16 protein-coding genes, 2 tRNA genes and 1 pseudogene are annotated in these 15247 nt (G+C 29.2%); 5 read left to right on the forward strand and 14 right to left on the reverse strand.

The genetic code is table 11. The features are described 5' to 3' along the window. Positions 1 to 4 precede the first annotated feature (4 nt). The 9 genes from rplA to QIA00_RS01965 all read right to left on the reverse strand — a co-directional run bounded on the left by rplA (position 5) and on the right by QIA00_RS01965 (position 4279). The gene (gene rplA, locus QIA00_RS01925) at positions 5 to 685 is read right to left on the reverse strand and encodes a 50S ribosomal protein L1 (RefSeq protein ID WP_316257162.1); all 681 of its coding nucleotides are present in this window, start codon (positions 683 to 685) and stop codon (positions 5 to 7) included. Then, the gene (gene rplK / locus QIA00_RS01930) at positions 685 to 1116 is read right to left on the reverse strand and encodes a 50S ribosomal protein L11 (protein ID WP_316257164.1); all 432 of its coding nucleotides are present in this window, start codon (positions 1114 to 1116) and stop codon (positions 685 to 687) included. Before rplK ends, rplA begins: the two co-directional genes overlap by 1 nt. 51 nt (positions 1117 to 1167) lie before the next feature. Then, a complete protein-coding gene (nusG, locus tag QIA00_RS01935; protein WP_316257165.1) occupies positions 1168 to 1722 on the reverse strand; it encodes a transcription termination/antitermination protein NusG in 555 nt (184 codons plus the stop codon). Positions 1723 to 1745: 23 nt separating this feature from the next. Then, positions 1746 to 1916, reverse strand: coding sequence for a preprotein translocase subunit SecE (gene secE / locus QIA00_RS01940; protein ID WP_301427199.1), 171 nt, complete (start codon positions 1914 to 1916; stop codon positions 1746 to 1748). A gap of 27 nt (positions 1917 to 1943) precedes the next feature. Further along, positions 1944 to 2016 (reverse strand) — tRNA-Trp (locus QIA00_RS01945). Positions 2017 to 2024: 8 nt separating this feature from the next. Continuing rightward, positions 2025 to 2204 carry a 50S ribosomal protein L33 gene (rpmG, locus tag QIA00_RS01950; protein ID WP_301394120.1) on the reverse strand — a complete coding sequence of 60 codons (180 nt, stop codon included), beginning with the start codon at positions 2202 to 2204 and terminating at the stop codon, positions 2025 to 2027. A gap of 27 nt (positions 2205 to 2231) precedes the next feature. After that, a tRNA-Thr gene (locus tag QIA00_RS01955) sits at positions 2232 to 2304 on the reverse strand. Positions 2305 to 2376: 72 nt separating this feature from the next. Further along, positions 2377 to 3225, reverse strand: a complete 849-nt coding sequence (locus QIA00_RS01960; protein WP_316257166.1) for a hypothetical protein — start codon at positions 3223 to 3225, stop codon at positions 2377 to 2379. 13 nt (positions 3226 to 3238) lie between these two features. Further along, positions 3239 to 4279 (reverse strand): hypothetical protein, encoded by a 1041-nt coding sequence (locus QIA00_RS01965; protein ID WP_316257168.1) that lies wholly within the window; start codon positions 4277 to 4279, stop codon positions 3239 to 3241. A 340-nt stretch (positions 4280 to 4619) separates the two neighbouring features. Between QIA00_RS01965 and QIA00_RS01970 the strand changes: the two genes are divergently transcribed. Further along, positions 4620 to 5279 (forward strand): ankyrin repeat domain-containing protein, encoded by a 660-nt coding sequence (locus tag QIA00_RS01970; protein ID WP_316257170.1) that lies wholly within the window; start codon positions 4620 to 4622, stop codon positions 5277 to 5279. 9 nt (positions 5280 to 5288) lie between these two features. Here QIA00_RS01970 and QIA00_RS01975 read toward each other — a convergent pair whose 3' ends face one another. Continuing rightward, the gene (locus QIA00_RS01975; protein WP_316257171.1) at positions 5289 to 6839 is read right to left on the reverse strand and encodes a hypothetical protein; all 1551 of its coding nucleotides are present in this window, start codon (positions 6837 to 6839) and stop codon (positions 5289 to 5291) included. A gap of 106 nt (positions 6840 to 6945) precedes the next feature. On the opposite strand from QIA00_RS01975, the gene QIA00_RS01980 reads away from it, so the two are divergent. Then, complete coding sequence (locus tag QIA00_RS01980) at positions 6946 to 8148, forward strand: dicarboxylate/amino acid:cation symporter (RefSeq protein ID WP_316257172.1); 1203 nt, start codon at positions 6946 to 6948, stop codon at positions 8146 to 8148. Between the two features lie 11 nt (positions 8149 to 8159). Here QIA00_RS01980 and proS read toward each other — a convergent pair whose 3' ends face one another. Further along, the gene (gene proS / locus QIA00_RS01985) at positions 8160 to 9626 is read right to left on the reverse strand and encodes a proline--tRNA ligase (RefSeq protein WP_316257173.1); all 1467 of its coding nucleotides are present in this window, start codon (positions 9624 to 9626) and stop codon (positions 8160 to 8162) included. A 53-nt stretch (positions 9627 to 9679) separates the two neighbouring features. Then, complete coding sequence (locus tag QIA00_RS01990; protein WP_316257174.1) at positions 9680 to 10357, reverse strand: DUF2259 domain-containing protein; 678 nt, start codon at positions 10355 to 10357, stop codon at positions 9680 to 9682. A gap of 166 nt (positions 10358 to 10523) precedes the next feature. Between QIA00_RS01990 and QIA00_RS01995 the strand changes: the two are divergent. The 3 genes and pseudogenes from QIA00_RS01995 to QIA00_RS02005 all read left to right on the forward strand — a co-directional run bounded on the left by QIA00_RS01995 (position 10524) and on the right by QIA00_RS02005 (position 12174). Continuing rightward, positions 10524 to 10944, forward strand: a pseudogene (locus tag QIA00_RS01995) (hypothetical protein). Further along, positions 10941 to 11552: a DUF3996 domain-containing protein gene (locus QIA00_RS02000; RefSeq protein ID WP_316257175.1), complete on the forward strand. Its 612-nt coding sequence runs from the start codon at positions 10941 to 10943 to the stop codon at positions 11550 to 11552. Before QIA00_RS01995 ends, QIA00_RS02000 begins: the two are co-directional and overlap by 4 nt. A gap of 10 nt (positions 11553 to 11562) precedes the next feature. Further along, complete coding sequence (locus QIA00_RS02005; protein ID WP_316257176.1) at positions 11563 to 12174, forward strand: DUF3996 domain-containing protein; 612 nt, start codon at positions 11563 to 11565, stop codon at positions 12172 to 12174. Positions 12175 to 12226: 52 nt separating this feature from the next. On the opposite strand, the gene manA is transcribed toward QIA00_RS02005, so the two are convergent. Further along, on the reverse strand, positions 12227 to 13345 hold the full coding sequence (gene manA, locus QIA00_RS02010) for a mannose-6-phosphate isomerase, class I (RefSeq protein ID WP_316257177.1): 1119 nt from the start codon (positions 13343 to 13345) through the stop codon (positions 12227 to 12229). Beyond that, the gene (locus QIA00_RS02015; RefSeq protein ID WP_316257179.1) at positions 13342 to 15219 is read right to left on the reverse strand and encodes a fructose-specific PTS transporter subunit EIIC; all 1878 of its coding nucleotides are present in this window, start codon (positions 15217 to 15219) and stop codon (positions 13342 to 13344) included. Before QIA00_RS02015 ends, manA begins: the two co-directional genes overlap by 4 nt. Positions 15220 to 15247 lie beyond the last annotated feature (28 nt).

Below are 15247 nucleotides of genomic sequence, written 5' to 3' on the forward strand. Positions count from 1 at the left end.
AATGTTACCTCCAAACAAAATTAACTTTTATAGAAGGCCCCATAGTAGATGAAACATAAATACTATCTATAAAAGCTCCCTTTAAATCACTAGGTCTTTTTTTAACAACTTCCTTGATAAATTCCTCATAATTTTCTTTTATCTTTTCATTATCCATAGAAAATTTTCCAAAAGAAAAGCTTATTACACCATTTTTATTTGCTCTAAATTCTGTTCGACCCTTTTTAAGACTATTGATTGCATCTTTGAGATTATTTGTGACTGTTTGGGTCTTTGGATTGGGCATCAAGCCCCTTTTCCCTAAAATAGGACCAAGCCTTCCAACATCTTTCATCATATCAGGAGTTGCAACAACAATATCAAATTCATCCCAACCACTTTTAATCTTGTTTATAAGATCCTCATCGCCAACATAAGTTGCACCAAAAGCTCTAGCTTCATCTGCTCGATCACCTTTTGCAAAAACAAGTATTCTTTTTGGCTTCATAAACTGATTTGGCAAAACTATAGTGTCTCTAACGGTATGATTCTTTTTTAAATTAAGGTTAATAGATATATCTATAGTTTCATCAAATTTGGCAAATTTAATTTCTTTCAACAATGAAATTGCATCTTCAATGTTATAAAATTTATTCTTATCTACTTTAGAAAAAGCTTCAATATATTTTTTACCCTTTTTTGACATTATTTCTCCACCTCAACACCCATTGAACGCGCACTTCCTGCAATAATTTTAAACGCTGCTGATTCTGACTTTGCATTTAAATCAGGCATTTTAATTCTTGCTATCTCCATCAACTTTTCTTTTGATATAGTTCCAACTTTATCTGTATTGGATTTTTTAGATCCTGATTCTATTCCAATAGCTTTTTTAATTAGAACCGAAGCTGGCGGGGTCTTTACAATAAAAGAAAAACTTTTGTCACTATAAACAGTAATAATAACAGGAACCACAATGCCAGGATCCATCTTTGCGGTTCTCTCATTAAATTCCTTTACAAACTGAGGACCACTAACTCCATGAGGTCCAAGCGCTTGCCCTATTTTAGCTCCTGGAGCCGCTTGAGCAGCCGGAACCTGCAATTTAATCCAAGAAATTGCTTTTTTTTTTGCCATATCATCTCCTTATGGTAATAACGCCTTCAAAGCTCCCATTAGCATTAAATTTTAAATCTTTTCTATATGCTGGAAATCAACTTCAACAGGCGTTGATCTTCCAAAAATTTGAACTGCAACTTTTAATTTCTTTCTTTCATAATCAATAGAGCTAATAAGCCCTTCAAAAGAGTCAAAAGGTCCCCCTTTAATTCTAACTCTTTCTCCTTCTTCAAAGTCATAAAGCATAAAAATAGATTTATTTGCTTTAATCTCACCAGTAAGCATAAAAACACTTTTTACTTCTTCATCATTAATAGGAATAGGCCTTTGCCCCTTACTAACACCAACAAAATTAATAACACCCTGAACTTTGATAATATTAGCAATAATATCTTTCCAGCCTACTTCTGGAAGATCTAGCTCAATAAGAATATAGCCTGGCCATATTTTTCTCTCTCTTATTCTTTTCTTACCATTTCTTATCTCTTCTATTTTTTCAATAGGAGCCTTAACATCTAATATTACACCACTAAAAACGCCTTCATTTATTAAAAGTCTTATGTCCTGCTCTATCTTTTTTTCATATTGAGAATAAGTTTGAACTACATACCAAGCTCTAGACATAATTTACCCTTCTTTCAATAAAACTAAAATACATAGGTTACAATAAGAAACATGAGATAATCGACTATACCCAAGAAAATTGAAACAAATAATACAAGCCAAAAAACTTGCTTTCCATTTCCAACAACTTCATTATACTTAGGCCACGTTACCTTCTTAAGCTCTAAAATACTATCTTTGATAAACCTAAACACCTCAAAGCCTCACTTTAATTCTAACAACAGGTCAGGAGGGATTCGAACCCCCAGCATACAGTTTTGGAGACTGTCGTTCTACCATTGGAACTACTGACCTATTATTTTTTATTTTATTTTTCCTTCTTTATGAAGAGTGTGTTTTCGCAATTTTGGACAATATTTCATCAATTCTAACTTGTCTTGCTTATTGCGTCTATTCTTAGTAGTGGTATAATTTCTAATTCCTGTTTCTTCACAAATCAAAGATATAAGCTCAACAGCTCCCTTGCCCTTCTTTTTACCCATATAACAAAACTCCTAACTACCAACAAAAGCCCTCAATCGGACTTGAACCGACGACCCCCACCTTACCATGGTGGTGCTCTACCAACTGAGCTATAAGGGCACTAGTTCCCTACAAACTCTTTATTATCTTAGTTGATTGTTTGGAAAAAAACAAGTACTAAGTTTATTTTTCTTACTTTATTACAACAAGTTTTCCATCTTGCAAAAGTTTTATGTTGTTACTATTTGAAAACAATTTATTAATAGAATATTCATCAAGTATAATATCTGTATTATTTTTACCATAAATACTTTTGGCAACCAATTTTAAAGGATGATGTCCAATCCTATTTTTATTATTATAAAGAACATCATTACTATATTCAAGCATTCCCCATTTTTTCAAAGCCTCTGAAGAAACCATTCTCTTATCAAAATATGGTCTAATATTTTCATCATAAATTTTGATAAAAAAAGAGTCTTCTAATTTTTTAGAACCAGAAGTATTATTGTAAACTTCGCCTACATAAATCACAATTCCTGTATAATCGGTTTTATCAACATCAGAATTTATCAATGGATAAAAAGCTTTATACGGCATTTCGTGTGAAAAAAACAAACTTATAAAATCGGGGAAAAGACTAAGCTCATACCTAACAGTAAGACTTCTTAAATCTTCTGAATATTTTATATAAGACCTCTTCAAAATACTGTTAGGACCTGAAAAATTCAGTATTAAACTGGGATTCAGGTCAAAATAATCCTTAAAAGTATTTTCAGAATCCATAATTATCTTAAAAAGAGATTCTCTTATTAACGTGTCTTTAAAATCATTAATGGTTGCTATTAATTTAGAAGCTGTATTTAAGCCTACTGGTCTAAATTCATTCTCATTAATTTCCTTAACAATATCAAAACAAATAACCTTTCTATCCCAATCGATTATTCTGTGCACACTTGTCTCAGCAGCTTCATCTTTTATTATAGAAACATTAGAATAAAGTAGAAATAAATAACTAAAAAGAAACTTAAGAAAATGCATTATCTCCTTCCTATTATTTTTTACCTAAATATACACCTATCCAAGTCCAGCCATTATTAATTTCTGGATCTTTAGGATAAACAATTCTTTTAAAAACAAAATACCATTCCCGAATATGGTCCCAGCCCCTTGACTCAAGATAAGATATATCATCACTAGAATCTGCTTCAAGATGCTTTGCAAATTGTATTCCGTTTTTTCTTCTCCCTCCAAGCCTAATCATTGTGGTCAAAAAACTATTAGTATTAATAGAATTGCTCTTTCCACCCTTTTGATCCCAGCTTTGAATAAAAAAATTATTTTTATCTCTTATATTAAGCAATTTAGAAGTATCTCCAGAAAGAACAAAATTTTTAACATCCTGAATTAAATCTCCCAAATTTCTATAAACAACAAACTCTGGATTATTAAAGTAATTAATTTTTGTAACAACATTAAAATAGTCCCTAGAATCTATTTTTAAATGCGATCTTGGAATTGAAAGAAATTTTTTATAATAAAAATAAGATTCGTCGTAATCTTGAACATCTTCCAAACTTAGTGCAAGATTATAAAAATAATTACCCTTTTCCTCATTATTTAAATTATCAATTCCCTCAATCCCCGTATTTAATATAAATTTGTAATAATTGATTTTATCGATTGAATCAATATTTAAATTAACAATCTTTTTAGCCACCCTTGTTTTCATTGAACAGTTTTCATAAACATAATCATCAAAATTATCAACAACACGTTTGTAAATGCTAAAAGCTACAAAATCTTCTCCCATGGAATCATAAATATTTCCCATTAAATAAAGATACAAAGGATAATATTCTCTAGATTCATCATCAATAATTCCACTATTTACAATTTCTAAAGCATCTCCATAATTTTTATTTGCAATATATATATTAACAACCCTATCAATAATAAGAAATTTATCTAATCTATTCTTGTTAGAAGATTTTAAAAGATGAATAAGATTTTGAATCTCGCTTTGTTTTTGATTGCAAGAAGCAAATAAAAACAAAATCAAAATAAATTTAGCAATTCTGATCAATAGATTCATAAGAGTATTTTACAATATAAACTATACATAATAAAATGCACACCTCAATTAAAAGAGTGTCAAAATTTTTATACATACCAACTTAACATGACCACATTTTACATTAACACCAATACAAAAACATCAAAACAATAGAACTAAAGCCTAAATTTAAAATTTAATATAAAACTCTAATATTTTAAAAATAGTAAAAATAATTGAACAACTAACAATTATAAACACAAAAACATTGAAAAATAATCTTATAATGCCCTATAATAAATGTCAATTTAATACCTATTTAAAAAAGCAATCGTCTAAAATTAAACACTTTATTAAAGGAATATAAAACTCACAAAAGATGAAAAAAGAAGTCATTATAATTTTAATGTTATTACAAACAATAATGAATTTAAACTCAATAAATACTAATACAAATGTTTCAATAGTAAAAGAATTGCAAAAAAATTTATATGGTTTCAATAGCAAGGAATATCAAAAAGATAAAGATATTTTAAATGAATTTATAAATTCAATAAATATAAACGACAAAGAAATCTTACAAAGTTTAGAAAAAATTAAAAATGAGCTTTTTATAGTATCTGTTTTTTTCAATAATAAAAAGGGAGTTTTAATTGCGCTAAATCTTGGAGCAGAAATTAACTTTAAATATAAAATATCTCCAATTTCAATTTCAATAATAAACAATGAATTTGAAATCATAAAAATATTGGTAGATTACGGAATAAGCCTTAACCAAATAGATGATACCGGTTATTCTCCAATATTTTGGGCAATATATACTAATAACGAAAAAGTATTTGAATTTTTAAAAGAAGGCGGAGCTGATCTAAGCGCCACACTTAAAAATAGAAAAACACCAATGCAAGCCGCAATAGAAACAGAAAACATAAAACTAATTAAATCTCTAGAAAAGAAAAAAATTTATATTGACGACAATTATAAAAAAGAACTTAAAACGCTTAAAAACGAAGAAATAGTTCGAATTTTAGTAAAATAGAAAATAAATTTAATATCCATCAGATACTTGGATATTTTTATCTTTATCAATAAGATCCTTGTATATAAAAGATTTTTTAGCAAGTGCCTCTTTTAAATTCTTAGAAAAGGGTAAATTCCTCCACATTATACCACGTACCAATTTCTCAAGTTTTTGAATTCCTTTACTTTCTTTTTCTATCCAAAGAAAATAATCTTCTAGAAAAAAATTTTTAACATTTCCTTTCTTAATAAATTTAACATAATAATCGTAATATTGACCTGTAATTCCTGTTTCCATCCATCTAAAAGAAGCTTGTTCTTTTGCAAGCTCCCAAACAAAATCACCAACACCTAAAATAACCGCTTTCCTTAAGTTTTTAGCATACATAGGTATTAATATTTTACCCCTGCCATTTGCTCTGTTTTTAACATCAATTGATTCCCAGCAAATCCCTTTATCTCCATAAGAAGGTATTAATATAAAATAAGGAACTACCCTGAGCAAATCTCCTCTATACGCTTTTTGAAAAAGTCTAGGCTGAATATCTTCGATTTCCCAAACAAGCTGCATAATTCTTTCTCTACTTCCAAAAAATTGAGGGTTAGCAACTACATTATTTTTTAAAAGAATAGGAAAATGATTGCCTCTTGGTCCTATTGCAAGTTTATTAGCGCTTCTGATAACTTCAACTTCATCATGTGCAATAGTTGATTCAACAGACATCCCAATATTATTCATTTTATTTTGAATTTCAAAAAGCTCTCTGTTAGTATCTTCAATTTTATTAATAAAAATATTAATATCCCGATTTGATTTAATAAGATCATCAACATAATTACTAGCAAAATTTAAAGGCTTTAAAATCGAATTGGGATAAGAACTCTGCACTCCGTATTCAGTCATATAAGTTAAATCGCCTTGACTATTGTTTGAAAATAAAAATTCAAACATACCTCTTAACTTACTAAGAGCCTCTTCCCTGATCTTATCAGTTCTCTTAAGGCTGCTTTTCGCAAAATCAATATTTGCCAAAAGTTTTTCTTTCTTATTAAGCAAAATTTTTTTCATATCTTCTTCTTTAAGATTATCCGTTGGCAAATCGGTTGCTAATCTACTAAGCTTAAAACTATTAACCCCATAAAGCCACTCATCAAAATAAATAAAAGACTCATTATAATGATTGTCCCAAATGGTTTTTGAAATTAATAGCTGAATTTCAGGCCCAAGTGCATTGGGAATAAGGGCAGCAAATCTAAATAAAATTTTCTGCTCCATAGTCAATTTTGAAATGTTTTTTGCAATTGATTTAAGAAAAGACCAATAAATGTTAATCACTTGATTATATTTTAAAACCCTATCAACCTCTTCTGACTGCGGATTTAAATAGTCTACCAAAACTTTATGAAGCTTAAAGCCAATTTCTTTACTACTTGAAATAAGATTTTTATAAAAATCTTTAGTAAAAAATTGCTTATCATGCTCTTCTAAAGTTAAAATATTTGGCAATCTCGAATCTAAATCTGTATCTACAGAATCAGGATACTTATACAAACAACCCCCAAAAACACCCACAAGCAATATAGTAACACAAGTACAATTGTAACTCTAAAGTTTATATTTACAAAAAAATTTAGTACTATTTATTATACACAGTGTACCTTAAATCTCTGAAAGGAGAAGTCGCATGAAAATAAAAATCAATTTTTTTTTCACTCTGCCTATTGGAATCTTTTTAGGATTATTTTTCCCTCTTGGGATTTATAGCTCTTTGTCACATGCTTTTATAAGATTATCATACTTATCTCTTATTCCCTTTTTAATATTTTCAATTCCATTAGGAATTGAAAATATTATTGAAAATAAAAACTTTAAAAAGCTTTTTGGTAAAACCATTTATTATGGAATTTTAACCAACCTATCTGGAGTTGCTATATCAATAATAGCTGCGACAATATATCTTCCACAAAGAATTCCAATACTAGAAAAAACAATACAAAATACATATTTTTTTGAAAAAGAAGCTTTATTAGAAACATTTTTTCCAAAAAATATTTTCAAAATATTTACATCTAGTAATCCAAATCTACTAAGCATCTACATGATTTCAATAATAATAGGCACAAGCTTTTATTATGCAAAACAAAAGGGCAGAATAGCTAGAGAACTGATGCTAAGCGCATCCAATCTTTTTTACCATGCAAATGGATTTATTGTAAACATATTAAATATAGGAATCATTTTTATAACAGCAGATTACGCTACAAACTTAAAAAATTTCAAGGATTACCAAAATTACACAAACAGCATAACATTCTTTTTGGTGTGGACAATTATAATTTTATTCATAATATTGCCAACAATTAGTTATAGGTTAACAAAAAGCTTTAAAATGATATATAAAGGAATCTTTGTATCATTTCAAAACATAATATTTTCAGGACTTGCAAAAGATTCTTATTCTCCCTATGCGATATTAATAGAAGATATTAAAAATGAAAGAATAAATATAAAAAAATCCATAATTATAAACATACCTTTAATAAATTTTGTATCTAAATTTGGTACTATTTTTGTTTCAGTAATATCATTTTTTATAATTTTAAAATCATATTCTAGCTTGCCTATTTCTATCTATGAAATAAGCTATATGAGCACTTTATCATTTTTTTTTGTCTTTGCATTTCCTCATATGCCAAATAGTTTAATTTATATAATTACAATGCTTTGCTCTACCTATACAAAAGGAATAGAGCTAAATGTTTCTAACATAACGCCAATGCTGCCAATATTAATCTCTTTGGCTTTACTAATCGACTTTGCTTTTAACATTGCAATCATTCATATAATAAATTTTAAAGAATTAAAAAATCAAGAAAAAATTAATTAAAGTTAAACAAATCAATAAGATTTGGCAAATAAAACAAAATATCTAGCCTTAGAAGAACAATAAATACAAGTCATACCCGTTAAATCCCTGGCTTTAAAATCATCAGGAATACATCTGATTGTAGCTTTAGTTTCATTTTTAATAATATTTTCACAAGTCAACCCGCCACACCAACAAGAAAGCACAAATCCAGAATAATCATTCATATAAGCTTTGAATGTCTCATAACTATCCTTACTGCTTCTAAAAATCTCCTTAGTATTTAAGGTCCTAAAATTTAATGCTTTTTTAAATAAATCTTTTTGCATCAAATCAAGTTCTACCTTAACCTTACTTACAAGAGAATCAAGTGATATTTGATACTTAAATTTTCTGTCCTTATCTCTTCTTGAAATAGTAACAGAATTTAAAAGAACATCATTTATCCCTACTTCAAGGCGTATTGGAATTCCTTTAAACTCGGCAGATGAAAATCTAAATCCTGGAGAGCTTCTAATATCCTTATCAATTTCAACCCTAAATTTTGCTTTTTTTAAAGTATCCATAACACAACAAGAATAGTCCAAAATTTTTTCATTAATCTCGTCTTCTTTTTTAAAAATGGGAATAACAATAATTTCTATTGGAGCAATGCGGGGCGGTAAAACTAAACCTTTCTCATCAGAATGAACCATAATTAAAGCGCCAATCAATCTAGTAGAAACACCCCAGCTACTAGCAAATACATGCTGCATCTTACCATCTTTGTCTTGAAATTTTACATCAAATGCCTTTGCGAAATTTAAACCTAAATAATGAGATGTAGCGGCTTGAAGCGCCTTTTTATCTTGCATTAATGCCTCAATTGAATAAGTAGAAACAGCCCCCGCAAATTTTTCCTTTTCAGATTTTTTACCACAAAAAACCGGAATGGCTAAATAATCTTCAATAAATCTTTTATATACATCTAAAATGAGTAAAGTTTCTTCTAATGCCTCCTCTTCAGTAGCATGAGCAGTGTGTCCTTCTTGCCATAGAAATTCGGTAGTGCGCAAAAAGGGCCTTGTTCTCTTTTCCCAGCGAACAACATTTGCCCATTGATTAATTTTAAGAGGAAGATCTCTGTAAGACTTAATCCACTTACTATACATATTCCAAATAATTGTCTCAGAAGTAGGTCTTAAAACCAAAGGCTCTGCCAAACTCTCCCCACCAGCATTCTTAATAATAGCAAACTCAGGTGAAAATCCTTCAATATGATCCTTTTCTCTTTCTAAAAAACTATAAGGAATAAGCATAGGAAAATATGCATTCTCGTGTCCTGTCTCTTTAAATTTTTCATCAAGTATACTCTGAATTTTACTCCAAATAGAATACCCATAAGGCATAATCACCATACATCCTTTTACGGGGCTGTAATCAGCAAGTTTTGCTTTCTGAACTATATCTAAATACCATTTGGAATAATCATCTTCTTTTGATGCTATAAAATCACTCATACATTATCCTTAATAAAGCACTACACTTCTTTAAAAAACTAAATTAATTATATTCAATATTTTTTAACTTCAACCATAAACCGTTTATACTTATTTCCATAAGAATTTAACATAATTTTTTCCAAAACAAAAACAATTCCATCTTCATTTGGAAATAAAATAATCTCTCTTATTCTGTAATCAATGACATTCTTTCTATAATAATTCCCTCTTCCAATAGTCATATGTTTTTCTAGAAATGAATTACAATATCTAATAGATAAAAAAATATTAAAAGAAGAAGAAAGTTCTTGAGAGTTGATATCCTTATTTACAAAAACTTGATATTCGTTTCCTGTTTTAAAATCAACAAAATTTAAAAAATCTGTTTCTGGAATTTCACTATTTACATAAAAATAAATTTCACGTCCTCTTCTTAAATGATTAATTTTAAATTCTTTAACTTTGAAATTAATTATCTTTAAAAGCTCATAAAGACTTTTATCATAACTGTCTAAATACTCAATGTACTCCTTAAAAATCTTAGAATGTACTCCAGAGTTTGCAAAATTATTTTTAACAACATCAACAAAGTATGCAGCAGAGTAATAATGTCCATTTTCAAAACCATATTCGCCAAACATGAAATATCGATCATTATTAGAAAATCCTAAATTTTTAAAAAAAATATTTTCTGGAAATCCCAATAAAAAGGAAAAAAAATAAAAAAAAACGACATATAGTTTAATCATAAGCTTTATATAAGTTTAATAACAATAATTATATGTATTAAATCTTATTTATAATTAATTTATTCTTACTTAAAATAATATCAAAACAGCATTTCAAATTCAAAACTTTGATATACTATTTGTTTATAGATTAAAAACTTAATATTCAAATTTTTGGGATAAATTTTTGAAAAAAAGAATTAATGGCCTAAAATTAGCTTTAAAAGGCTTGGTACAAATAAGGTTTTTTTGCAAGAGTTTTAAAATAAAGCATTGCAATAAAAATTGTTTATTACAAATTTATAAATTTATATTTTTTTCAAAGGCCAAAAAATCAACGCAAAAATATATTCCCAAAAATCCTATACAAACAAACAATATTAACATCGATATACAGTCAAGTAGTATAATAATACCTGTATTTGTGATTAAAAATTTTTTGATAACCAAAGCTTTGATAAACAAAACAATAAAAAATTCAACAATAAAGTTTTGCTATCAAAATAAGCAAATAAATATCGATATTTTTAATTTTTTATGCTTTATTAAAAATATCGTAAAAATAAAATTATCTAAAATTGAAAAATAAAAAAGGAGAATTTCAATGAGAATGCTATTAGCAACAATAATATTTATATTAACAACGGGCTTATTAACTGCCCAATCCAAAAGCAAAAGTATGTCTGAAGATGACTTTGATTTTGATAAACTTCTTGCAAAAGAAGAGTCTGTGAGCCGCTTATTTGGCATAGGTTTTGGAATTGGATATCCACTTACAAACATTACAATATCTGTTCCATATGTAGACATAGATCTTGGGTACGGAGGATTCATAGGGCTCAAACCCAACAATTTCTTGCCCTATGTTGTGATGGGCGTAGATCTTTTATTTAAAGACGAAATACATAAAAACACTATGATTTCTGGCGGCATTGGAATAGGTGCAGATTGGTCAAAAGGAAGCCCTGAAAAATCGAATGAAAAACTTGAAGAAGAAGATGAAAATGAAGTACAACAAGCAGCTTCTCTACAAAACAGAATAGGGGTTGTAATAAGGTTACCTTTGGTAATAGAGTATAGCTTTCTTAAAAATATTGTGATTGGATTTAAAGCTGTTGCTACTATTGGAACAACTATGCTACTTGGCAGCCCAATGTCATTTGAAGGAGCTAGATTTAATTTCTTGGGCTCAGGCTTTATAAAAATATATATATAATGGAGAATAAATGATAAAAAATTTTAAAAAAATACATATTTTAACACTAGTATTAGGTGTGGTACACCTTTCTTTTGCATCTGACAATTATATGGTCAGATGCAGCAAGGAAGAAGATTCAACCACCTGTATCGCAAAGCTTAAAGAAATAAAAGAAAAGAAAAATTATGACTTATTTTCAATGGGAATTGGAATAGGCAACCCTATTGCAAACATTATAATTACAATTCCTTATATAAATATTGATGTTGGATATGGAGGCTTTATTGGCCTTAAGTCAAACAATTTTGAAAATTATCTAAATGGGGGAATAGACGTTATTTTTAAAAAGCAAATTGGACAATATATGAAAGTTGGCGGCGGCATTGGAATAGGCGCAGATTGGTCAAAAACATCCCTTATACCTCCTAATGAAGAGAAAGAAACTGATTATGATAGAATAGGCGCTGTTATAAGAATTCCTTTTATAATGGAATATAATTTTGCAAAAAATTTATCTATAGGATTTAAAATTTATCCTGCAGTAGGACCAACAATATTGCTAACAAAACCAAGCATTTTATTTGAAGGAATTAAATTCAATTTTTTTGGATTTGGATTCATAAAATTTGCATTTAATTAACCAAATAATCTAATTGGCAATTAAAATTAAGCTCACATAAGTAAGCTTAATTTTAATTAAAACCAGCAATAAAAGCTTCGCCATCCCCATCAATAAATAAGTTTTCAGATTTTCTGCCTATAAATATGCTATCACCTTTCTTAAGATTTAAGGATTTATTTATAATCACATGCCCATCTAAAACTAGCAAAACCATTGCACTATTTCTATTAATACAAATGTTCTCATTTATTTTTTTTTGAATCAGTTTCAAATTAGTATTCGGAAGTCTAAATACGCTAAAATTATCTTGAAAATCAGGATTTAAAAATGATAACTTTCCTTCTTCAAATTGACCAACTCTCAACATCTCTTCTTTATCAATATACTTTGTAGTAAGCCCAGCCCTAATAACATTGTCGGAATTGGTCATAAGCTCAATGCAGTCTCCCTTAAGATATGCATGCACCTCCTGACTATTTGTATAAACAACTTCTCCTGGCTTTAGCTTTAAAATATTCATGCCCAAAAACACTAAAAGACCCACATCTACACCGTAAATATTGTAAATTTCATTAAACCAATAACCCCTAAAATTATCAATAAGATCCAAATTTTTTAAAATTTTTTCAACAATCTCCTTAAGTTCATAAGTTTGTAAATCAAAAATAGTCTTTACAAATTCTTTATGTGATTGAAAGTCAAAATTTAATTTCAGAATTTCACAAATTTTTTTAATCTCATCCAAAGGCAAAAAGCCTTTAAGAGCATAAAAATCGCTCAAAGCATATATAAGTTCAATTTTAGGATTCTTGTCTTTATATGTCCTTTTAGGATCATTAATATCTATCCCTTTATCATTTTCTGATTCATACCCTTTTAAAGCAATATCTTTAGAAGGATGAATCTGAATAGATAAAGGTTTATTTGCAGACAATACCTTAAATAAAAAAGGAAATTCATCATTACATCCTAAAAGCTCTTTATGGTCTTCTAAAAAATCGCTTAAAAGCACATATTCATTTTTATATAAAATCTTACTAGAAAATGTTTTATGTGCTCCAAGCCACATTTCAGCCTTAGGCCTTCCATCAATCTTATCGCCTAAAAGATTGGGAATAAAATTAATTCCTCCCCAATCATATTCTTTAATATTGTTTTTCATTAAAAAAATATTATCTTCATTATTCATTCAGATTCCTTTAATTTTAAAGATTTCAAAAAAATTACCAAAGCTGTTGCAACTGCAACCCCAACAGCAATTGCAATAATAAACTCAAATTTATTATCAACAACAGGAAGTACTATTGGCCCTCCGTGTGGAGCATGATTAGCAACACCTAAAAAAGCAGCAATAATGCTTGACACAGCTCCTCCTACCACTATAGAAGGAATTACCCGTCCAGGATCACTAGCAGCAAAAGGAATAGCCCCTTCGCTAATACCAATAAATGAAATTAAAAAGGCTATTTTACCAGACTCTTTTTCTTCATTTTCAAATAATTTAGGTGCCAAAAAAGTTGCAAGCCCCATAGCCATAGGAGGAACAGGAATTGCTGCTGCCACCATTCCCATTATTTCTGGCACTTGGGGAATTAGCCCTACACCAAAAAGAAATGCTACTTTATTAAAAGGTCCCCCCATATCAATAGTAATCATTGAACCTAGTACTAACCCTAAGAAAATTTTACCCAACACGTCAAACGTTTCTGAATTGCTCTGTAAAGATTTAAGCCCACTCTCAAGTACCCCCATAAATTCTCCAACATAAACACCAATATACAACATAAAAAAACCAACAATAATAGTGCTTATTAGCGGAATTACAAATATAGGCATAACGGGTCTTAACCACTCAGGAACAGATCTTCTTGCTAAAAACCTTGCAACATAGCCTGCAAGAAACCCTGCAAATATTGCACCCAAAAACCCTGCTTTTACATTTTCAGACATTACTCCACCAACAAGACCGGGTGCAAGACCAGGCTTATCAGCAATTGCCATTGAAATAAAACCAGCAAGCACAGGCAGCATCATTCCAAAAGCAACAGATCCAATATCTGCAATCTGCTTATAAAATGGATGCTCAGAAAAATTAGGCCCATCAGGTCCAATTCCAACAAAAGCAATACTAAGAGCAATTAAAATTCCTCCACTTGCAACAACAGGAATCATTGGAGATACTCCACTCATTAAATATTTATAAAAGCTACTTTTGCCTGTTGTGGTCGAAGCTTTAGGAGCGCTATTAGCACCAAAGTCTTTGCTTTTAAATATTGGAGCATTAAAAGCTTCCTTAATAATATTTTCTGTATTGTTTATAGCTTTTACAGTTGAAACTTTATAAACTCTCTTGCCTTCAAATCTCTTTTCATCAATATCCTTATCAACAGCAAGTATTACAGCGGATGCATTACTAATTTCCTCTTCGGTTAAGGCATTTTCAATACCAATAGATCCTTGAGTTTCTACTCTAATGCTATAACCCTGCTTTTTGGCTTCATTTTCAATTTTCTTTGCTGCAATATATGTATGAGCAACTCCAACAGGACACGCAGTTACAGCCACTATTTTTTCTGCTTTTGTAGCTCCAAAAACCTCTTCTTTGGCTTGTCTTTGAACATTCTCAATATAATAATAAATGTCATCAGTAGTAACAAACCCACTTAAGGCATTTTGAAAAGCATCATCTTCAAATAGTTTAGCTATAAAAGCAATTGCCTTAAGATGCTCATTGCCTTGTTGTTTTTTTGACATACAAATCAAAAATATTAAATTAACAGGAGGATTTTCTTCAGACCACTTAACCCCAGCACCTTTAATGTAAAGCAATGAAATAAAACTAGTCTTAACAATATCTCCTATAAAATGAGGAATTGCAACCCCATTTTCCCAAGAAGTGTCACCTATCTTTTCTCTATCAAGAATTCCCTGAAGAAACTCTTTTTTATTATCTATATATCCCTTATCATTGATTTTTTCAACTAAAAAATCAATTACATCTTCTTTTGAATTTACTTCTGGCAAAATAAATACAAGATCTTTTTTCAAAAAATTAAACAACATAACTGTGGCCTCCTAGCAATTATACATA

This window comes from Borreliella americana (assembly GCF_032595795.2).
GTDB classification, from domain to species: Bacteria; Spirochaetota; Spirochaetia; order Borreliales; family Borreliaceae; genus Borreliella; species Borreliella americana.

Coding starts and splice junctions, on each gene's coding strand:
- rplA (WP_316257162.1), bottom strand. CDS start 685: ATGTCAAAAAAGGGTAAAAAATATATTGAAGCTTTTTCTAAAGTAGAT.
- rplK (WP_316257164.1), bottom strand. CDS start 1,116: ATGGCAAAAAAAAAAGCAATTTCTTGGATTAAATTGCAGGTTCCGGCT.
- nusG (WP_316257165.1), bottom strand. CDS start 1,722: ATGTCTAGAGCTTGGTATGTAGTTCAAACTTATTCTCAATATGAAAAA.
- rpmG (WP_301394120.1), bottom strand. CDS start 2,204: ATGGGTAAAAAGAAGGGCAAGGGAGCTGTTGAGCTTATATCTTTGATT.
- QIA00_RS01960 (WP_316257166.1), bottom strand. CDS start 3,225: ATGCATTTTCTTAAGTTTCTTTTTAGTTATTTATTTCTACTTTATTCT.
- QIA00_RS01965 (WP_316257168.1), bottom strand. CDS start 4,279: ATGAATCTATTGATCAGAATTGCTAAATTTATTTTGATTTTGTTTTTA.
- QIA00_RS01970 (WP_316257170.1), top strand. CDS start 4,620: ATGAAAAAAGAAGTCATTATAATTTTAATGTTATTACAAACAATAATG.
- QIA00_RS01980 (WP_316257172.1), top strand. CDS start 6,946: ATGAAAATAAAAATCAATTTTTTTTTCACTCTGCCTATTGGAATCTTT.
- proS (WP_316257173.1), bottom strand. CDS start 9,626: ATGAGTGATTTTATAGCATCAAAAGAAGATGATTATTCCAAATGGTAT.
- QIA00_RS01990 (WP_316257174.1), bottom strand. CDS start 10,357: ATGATTAAACTATATGTCGTTTTTTTTTATTTTTTTTCCTTTTTATTG.
- QIA00_RS02000 (WP_316257175.1), top strand. CDS start 10,941: ATGAGAATGCTATTAGCAACAATAATATTTATATTAACAACGGGCTTA.
- QIA00_RS02005 (WP_316257176.1), top strand. CDS start 11,563: ATGATAAAAAATTTTAAAAAAATACATATTTTAACACTAGTATTAGGT.
- manA (WP_316257177.1), bottom strand. CDS start 13,345: ATGAATAATGAAGATAATATTTTTTTAATGAAAAACAATATTAAAGAA.
- QIA00_RS02015 (WP_316257179.1), bottom strand. CDS start 15,219: ATGTTGTTTAATTTTTTGAAAAAAGATCTTGTATTTATTTTGCCAGAA.